Annotated in this window: 4 protein-coding genes; all 4 read right to left on the minus strand. The window is 35.7% G+C overall.

The features are described from left to right. Positions 1 to 339: 339 nt before the first annotated feature. Positions 340 to 2685: an endopeptidase La gene (gene lon / locus Q4496_RS15375; protein WP_303602772.1), complete on the minus strand. Its 2346-nt coding sequence runs from the start codon at positions 2683 to 2685 to the stop codon at positions 340 to 342. A gap of 250 nt (positions 2686 to 2935) precedes the next feature. Then, entirely contained in the window at positions 2936 to 4213 is a 1278-nt protein-coding gene (clpX, locus tag Q4496_RS15380) for an ATP-dependent protease ATP-binding subunit ClpX (RefSeq protein WP_215972671.1), read from the minus strand. Between the two features lie 121 nt (positions 4214 to 4334). After that, the gene (clpP, locus tag Q4496_RS15385; RefSeq protein WP_289847530.1) at positions 4335 to 4982 is read right to left on the minus strand and encodes an ATP-dependent Clp endopeptidase proteolytic subunit ClpP; all 648 of its coding nucleotides are present in this window, start codon (positions 4980 to 4982) and stop codon (positions 4335 to 4337) included. A 180-nt stretch (positions 4983 to 5162) separates the two neighbouring features. After that, positions 5163 to 6470 (minus strand): trigger factor, encoded by a 1308-nt coding sequence (tig, locus tag Q4496_RS15390; RefSeq protein ID WP_215972673.1) that lies wholly within the window; start codon positions 6468 to 6470, stop codon positions 5163 to 5165. Positions 6471 to 7337: the final 867 nt, after the last annotated feature.

The raw sequence follows: 7337 nt of genomic DNA on the forward strand, positions 1-7337 counted from the left end.
TTCAATTGTTATTATTACAACGCTATTTTACTTTTCTTTAATAAAAGTTTTAATAAAAGTTCGTCCTAAAAAAATAAAGATTCGTTATGTTATTTTATTTTATTGAACATCAAGCGCCGAGTTGAAAAAAAACTATTATGTCTAATCCTTTATTATTTATACCTATTGAGCAGCAGCCTCTTAGGTATACTAAACAAGGGGTCTAGCGACATAAGCGTTGTTAACTTACCATAGTTTCAGCGTTTGAAAAGCCTTTATTTCACTTTTTTACTGTTTTTTCGCGTTTTTTTGCTTTTTTTGCTTATTTCTATCAAAAATGCAACTTTTTACGCATAAAAATTACTCTGCCTTCCACTGCTCTACAGGGTGTTCAAGTGCTATAGAAAGTACGTCATCAATCCATTTTACAGGGTGAATAGCGAGATCTGCTTTAACATTTTCAGGTATTTCTTTTAAATCACGTTCATTTTCATGAGGAATAATAACCGTTTTTATACCACCACGATGAGCCGCTAGTAGTTTCTCTTTTAAACCACCAATAGCAAGCACTTCACCACGCAACGTAATTTCACCTGTCATAGCAACATCAGCCTTGACCGGGTTACCTGTTAAACTAGAAACAAGTGCCGTACACATACCTATACCTGCACTAGGTCCATCTTTTGGTGTTGCTCCTTCAGGAACATGAACATGTATATCTCTTTTTTCATAGAAATCATCGTTAATGCGTAATTTTTCTGTTCTGCTACGTACAACCGTCATTGCTGCTTGAATAGACTCTTGCATAACATCACCCAATGAACCAGTGTAGGTTAGCTTACCTTTACCTGGTACAGACGCTGTTTCAATAGTCAGTAATTCTCCGCCTACTTGTGTCCATGCTAACCCAGTCACTAAACCAACTCTATTCTTATCATCAGCTTTACCGTAATCAAAACGTTGTACCCCCAAATATTCATTTAGGTTTTCTTGGTTAACAACCACTTTTTTCAGCTTTTTATCGAGTAAGATAGCTTTAACTGCTTTACGGCATAACTTAGATATTTCACGTTCTAAATTTCGAACACCCGCCTCTCGCGTGTAATAGCGAATAATACCAATAATGGCACTATCTTCAATTTTAATTTCATTAGCCTTTAAACCATTACGTTGTATCTGCTTCTCAACCAAGTGACTACGCGCAATATTTAGCTTTTCATCTTCGGTATAACCAGACAAACGAATAACTTCCATTCTATCAAGTAATGGACCTGGAATATCCATGCTATTTGATGTCGCAACGAACATCACATCTGATAAATCATAATCGACTTCTAGATAATGATCATTGAAGCTTGAGTTTTGCTCAGGATCTAATACTTCTAATAATGCTGATGCTGGATCACCACGCATGTCCGATGCCATTTTATCTATTTCATCTAATAAAAAGAGTGGATTTTTAACCCCCACTTTTGACATTTTTTGAATAAGTTTACCTGGTAATGAACCAATGTAAGTTCGACGATGACCTCTAATTTCAGCTTCATCACGTACACCACCTAAAGCCATACGAATATATTTTCGGCCTGTAGATTTTGCAATAGATTGCCCTAATGAGGTTTTACCTACACCGGGAGGACCAACTAAACAAAGAATTGGACCTTTCAGCTGGCTAACACGCTGTTGTACGGCCAAATATTCTAATATACGCTCTTTAACTTTATCTAAGCCATAGTGATCTTTGTCTAGCACTTCTTGTGCTAACGCCAAGTTACGTTTAAGCTTACTACGTTTTTTCCATGGCACATTAATCATGCATTCGATATAGCTACGAACGACAGTAGCTTCAGCTGACATCGGCGACATCATTTTTAACTTCTGCAATTCAGCTAAGGTTTTATCTTTTGCTTCTGTCGGCATTTGTGCTTCATCAATACGCTTTGACATTTGCTCAAGCTCATCAGGTGTTTCATCACCTTCATTAAGCTCTTTTTGAATCGCTTTCATTTGTTCATTTAAATAGTATTCACGCTGACTTTTTTCCATTTGCTTTTTAACGCGAGTACGAATTTTTTTCTCAACTTGTAATAAGTCAATCTCACCTTCCATCAATGCCATTAAATGCTCTAAGCGTTTAACAATATCAACTATTTCTAATACTTTTTGCTTCTCTTCTAGCTTCAATGGCATATGAGCAGCCATAGTGTCAGCTAATTGCTCGGCATCATCAATTCCCGAAACCGAAGTAAGTACTTCTGGTGGAATTTTCTTATTTAGCTTTACATAACCTTCAAACTGAGAAATAGCAGAACGAATTAATACTTCATTATCATCTTCCGCACTATTTTCTATCGTTAAATACTCAATATTGGCACTGAAGTATTCTTCTGTTTCAATAAACTCAGTGACTTTAGCACGTTGCACACCTTCCACTAGCACTTTAACAGTGCCATCAGGTAGTTTTAACATCTGTAAAATAGTTGCTACAGTACCAGTTTCATAAACATCCACAGCTTGAGGATCATCGACTGCAGCATCTTTTTGTGCAACTAAAAATACTTGCTTATCATTTTCCATCGCAAGATCTAAACAACGGATAGATTTTTCTCTACCTACAAATAATGGAATTACCATTTGTGGATAAACGACAACATCTCTTAAGGCAAGAACGGGGATTTCAACTACACTAGTTAATTCTTCGGTCATGTGTGTCTCTTTGGAAAGTTTAAATTACTGATAAAATCTATATGGGGATAAATAGAAAACTTACAAGCAATAATAACAATTTGATTTTATTTATTCCCAACTCATGGTTGAGATTTATACATATTAAAGCACACAGAGCTTGTTAGAGGTAGCCCAACTTAGTTACCTTAATATCACTATTATGGCTGTTAAAAAACAAAAAAGAGCCCTTAGGCTCTTTATATTTCAATATTAATTTGTCAGCAATGATTTACTCTGATGCTGCTTGCTCTTGTTGACTATCGTAAATAACCAAAGGTTTAGATTCACCTTTAATTGTAGTTTCATCAACAACTATTTTACTCACGTTCTCCATTGATGGGAGTTCGTACATGGTATCAAGTAAAACAGCTTCAACAATTGAACGTAAGCCACGAGCACCTGTTTTTCTGTCCATTGCTTTTCTAGCAATGGCGTTAAGTGCATCTTCTCGGAACTCTAATTCAACATTTTCCATATCAAACAATGCCGTAAACTGCTTAGTTAATGCATTTTTAGGTTCTTGTAGAATTTGGATTAATGCTGCTTCATCCAATTCACGTAAAGTAGCAACAACCGGTAATCGACCAATAAATTCAGGAATCAATCCGTATTTTACTAAATCTTGCGGCTCAACATCTTCCAATCTTTCAGTTAAGGTGACTTCTTCATCTTTACCGCGCACTTCGGCACCAAAACCAATGCCAGTTCCAGTGTGACAACGCTGTTCAATCACTTTATCAAGGCCTGCAAACGCACCGCCACAAATAAATAAAATTTTAGAAGTATCTACTTGTAAAAACTCTTGCTGAGGGTGCTTGCGACCACCTTGTGGTGGTACTGAAGCGATAGTACCTTCAATAAGTTTTAATAAGGCTTGTTGAACACCTTCACCAGAAACATCACGCGTAATTGACGGGTTATCTGATTTGCGAGAAATTTTATCTATTTCATCAATGTATACTATGCCACGCTGTGCCTTTTCAACATCGTAATCACATTTCTGTAATAGCTTTTGAATTATATTCTCAACATCTTCACCAACATATCCAGCTTCAGTTAATGTCGTTGCATCAGCCATAGTGAAAGGTACATCAAGGAGGCGCGCTAAAGTTTGCGCTAATAATGTTTTACCTGATCCTGTTGGACCAATAAGTAAAATATTACTTTTACCTAATTCAACACCATTGTGTGAATCACCATTGCGTAAACGCTTATAGTGATTATAAACCGCCACTGCGAGTACTTTTTTCGCATGGTCTTGGCCTATAACATAGTCATCCAAGCTTTCACGTATTTCAACAGGAGAAGGTAAAGCTTCCTTTTCTTCTTTAGGAGAAATTTCTTTTATCTCTTCACGAATAATGTCATTACATAATTCAACACATTCGTCACATACAAATACTGATGGGCCAGCAATTAGCTTACGTACTTCATGTTGGCTTTTGCCACAAAATGAACAGTAAAGTAATTTACCATTGTCACCGTCACCACTTTTAATATCGGTCATGCCCTACCTCAAATCTTAATTCCGTTAATGATTACTATAGCTATAAATAATTATAATATGGCAATCATTCAATCATCTTTTAAGTTGAACTTGATGAGTCAAATTCAACTTACAGTTAATATTAACTATTTCTTTGTTCTAATATGGAGTCAACTAAACCATATTCAACTGCGCTTTCAGCACTTAAGAAATTATCGCGATCAGTATCTTGAGAAACTTTCTCAAGAGGTTGCCCTGTATGCTCCGACATTAAACGATTTAATTTATCTTTAATAAACAATATTTCTTTCGCATGAATTTCGAAGTCAGATGCTTGCCCTTGGAATCCACCAAGAGGTTGATGAATCATCACACGTGCATTAGGTAAACAATATCGTTTACCTTTTTCACCACCTGAAAGCAAAAATGCTCCCATGCTTGCAGCTTGACCAATACATACAGTAGAAATATTAGGTTTAATAAATTTCATTGTATCATAAATGGCCATACCTGCTGTTACAGAGCCACCCGGTGAATTAATATAGAGGAAAATATCTTTATCAGGGCTTTCTGATTCTAAGAATAATAATTGCGCAATAATTAAATTAGCCATGTGATCTTCAACTTGGCCGCATAAAAATATAACACGTTCTTTAAGTAATCTTGAGTAAATATCATAAGAACGTTCACCCTTAGCTGTCTGTTCGACTACCATTGGTACTAAAGCACTCTCTGGGCTAGTCGCTGAATTTTGAGAGTTTGATTGGGAATTGAATTGGGAATTAAACAAGTGTGTTCCGTCCTTAAATATAAAATACATGATTACTTTAACTAAGCAGCTTAAATTAAGCTACATTCTTTAAGTAATCATTAAAATAATACGCTAAATAAAAATGGCTTGTATGAAGATATCCATACAAGCCATTAAATTTAAGCGATTGCTAAGCTTTTTGTCAATAAAAAAGCGATATTACTTCCCTTCAGGGTTCATAATTTCTTTAAAAGTTGCTTTTTTATTTTCTACTTTCGCTTTTTCAACTAAAAATTCAACTGCCTGCTCTTCTAAAGCGACATTTTGCATTTGTTGCATTAATTCTTTGTTGTTTGCGTAGTATTCAATAACTTCTTGTGGATCTTCATAAGCTGACGCTGCTGTTGCAATTAACTCATCAACTTTAGCCATATCAACTTTCAGTTCATTAACTTTAATCACTTCGCCTAATAACAAACCAATTTTAACACGACGTTCAGCTTGCTCTTTAAACATCTCGTTAGGTAGTTCAGGTAAGTTCTTCGGATCCATTTGACCTTGGAAACGTTGCATTGCTTGTTGACGTAATACGTCAATTTCTTGTGCAACTAAAGCTGATGGTAAGCTAACATCATGGCTAGATAATAAACCTTCAAGTACTTGCTCTTTAACTTTAGCTTTAACAGCTTGAGTTAATTCACGAGTCATGTTTTTACTAACTTCTTCACGTAAAGCTTCAACACCACCTTCTTCAACACCAAAAAGTTTTGCAAACTCTTCATCAACAGGAGGTAATACAGCACCTTCTGTTTTATGAACAACAATATCAAACTCTGCTTCTTTACCTTTTAGGTTTTCTGCATGGTAATCGTCAGGGAAAGTTACTTTAATTGTTTTTTCTTCACCAGCTTTCATACCTGTGATTTCTTTTTCGAAACCAGGAATCATGCGGCCAGCGCCAAGTTCTAGTTCAAAACCTTCAGCTTTACCACCTTCAAACTCTTCACCGTCAATGCGGCCAGTGAAATCAAGTACTAACTTGTCACCTTTCTTAGTTTTACGCTTATTCTCTTTCCACGTTTGGTGCTGCTTCTGTAATGTTTCAAACATTTCATCTAGATCGGCATCTGACACTTCAACATCAGGACGCTCTACTTTAATATCTTCTAGACCTTTTAACTCAACTACAGGGTAAACTTCAAAAGTTGCTTCAAATTTTAATTCTTTACCATCTTCATTGCTTTTTGCAACAAATGAAGGACGACCCGCAGGGTTAATTTTTTCAGCAACAATAGCATCAACAAAGCTGCGTTGCATGATTTCACCGGCAACTTCTTGACGTACAGATTTACCGTAACGTTTTTGAATAACTGATGGTGGAACTTTACCTGGACGGAAACCGTTGATACGTTGGGTTTTACTTACTTGACGAAGACGATTCTTAACTTCAACATCTACTGTTTCGGCTGGAACAGAAATAGTCAAACGACGTTCCAAACCTTGTGTAGTCTCAACTGAAACTTGCATTTATATACCTCAAAACTTAGCGTGTTACGCTTTCTTATATAGCATCAATTTTACTTGCTAATAATAGTAAAAAAAGTGCCTTGCTCATACGAACGGTTAAAATTTATGACGCGGAATTATAGCTAGACACAAAAGAAGTTGCAAGGGCAAGTTTCTGGCGGAAATCGTAGCCTAAATAAAGCCTCGTCGAGGATACTCTTACCTACAGCATAATGACTGTTACATCAACTACCAAGATAGTTAAAATACATATATATTATAATAACTTACGTATAAAAAAAGGGTAGCATAAGTTTAAGTAAAATAAATTAAATACCATGAAAGTGATCAAATAACACTCGCCCCTCTCTTATAAAGGAACAAATTGTATTCTCGAACATTGCAAACAACCAAGATAATTACCGTAAAACATAATTTTCTACTTCATTGGTAAATGGCTTTTATTCGCCAAGTATAAGTTAAAAATTCATTATTAATGTAAAGTTCAACATTGCAACGGAACTTGATAACACCCAAACCAATTTTGGTTAGATATGGGAAATAATATTTTTGAAAAGTGGTCGGTGATGCAAGATTCGAACTTACGACTGAACCTGATGACACCCAAACCAAAATTTAGTGAATGATGAGCTTAATAAATATCAATCATGAATATGGAATTAAATTGAGAAGTGGTCGGTGATGCAAGATTCGAACTTGCGACTGAACTTGATGACACCCAAACCAATTTTGGTTAGATATGGAAAATAATATTTTTGAGAAGTGGTCGGTGATGCAAGATTCGAACTTGCGACTGAACCTGATGACACCCAAACCAAAATTTAGTGAATGATGAGCTTAATAAATATCAATCATGAATATGGAATT

This window comes from Colwellia sp. 5_MG-2023 (assembly GCF_030547795.1).
GTDB lineage: Bacteria > Pseudomonadota > Gammaproteobacteria > Enterobacterales > Alteromonadaceae > Colwellia.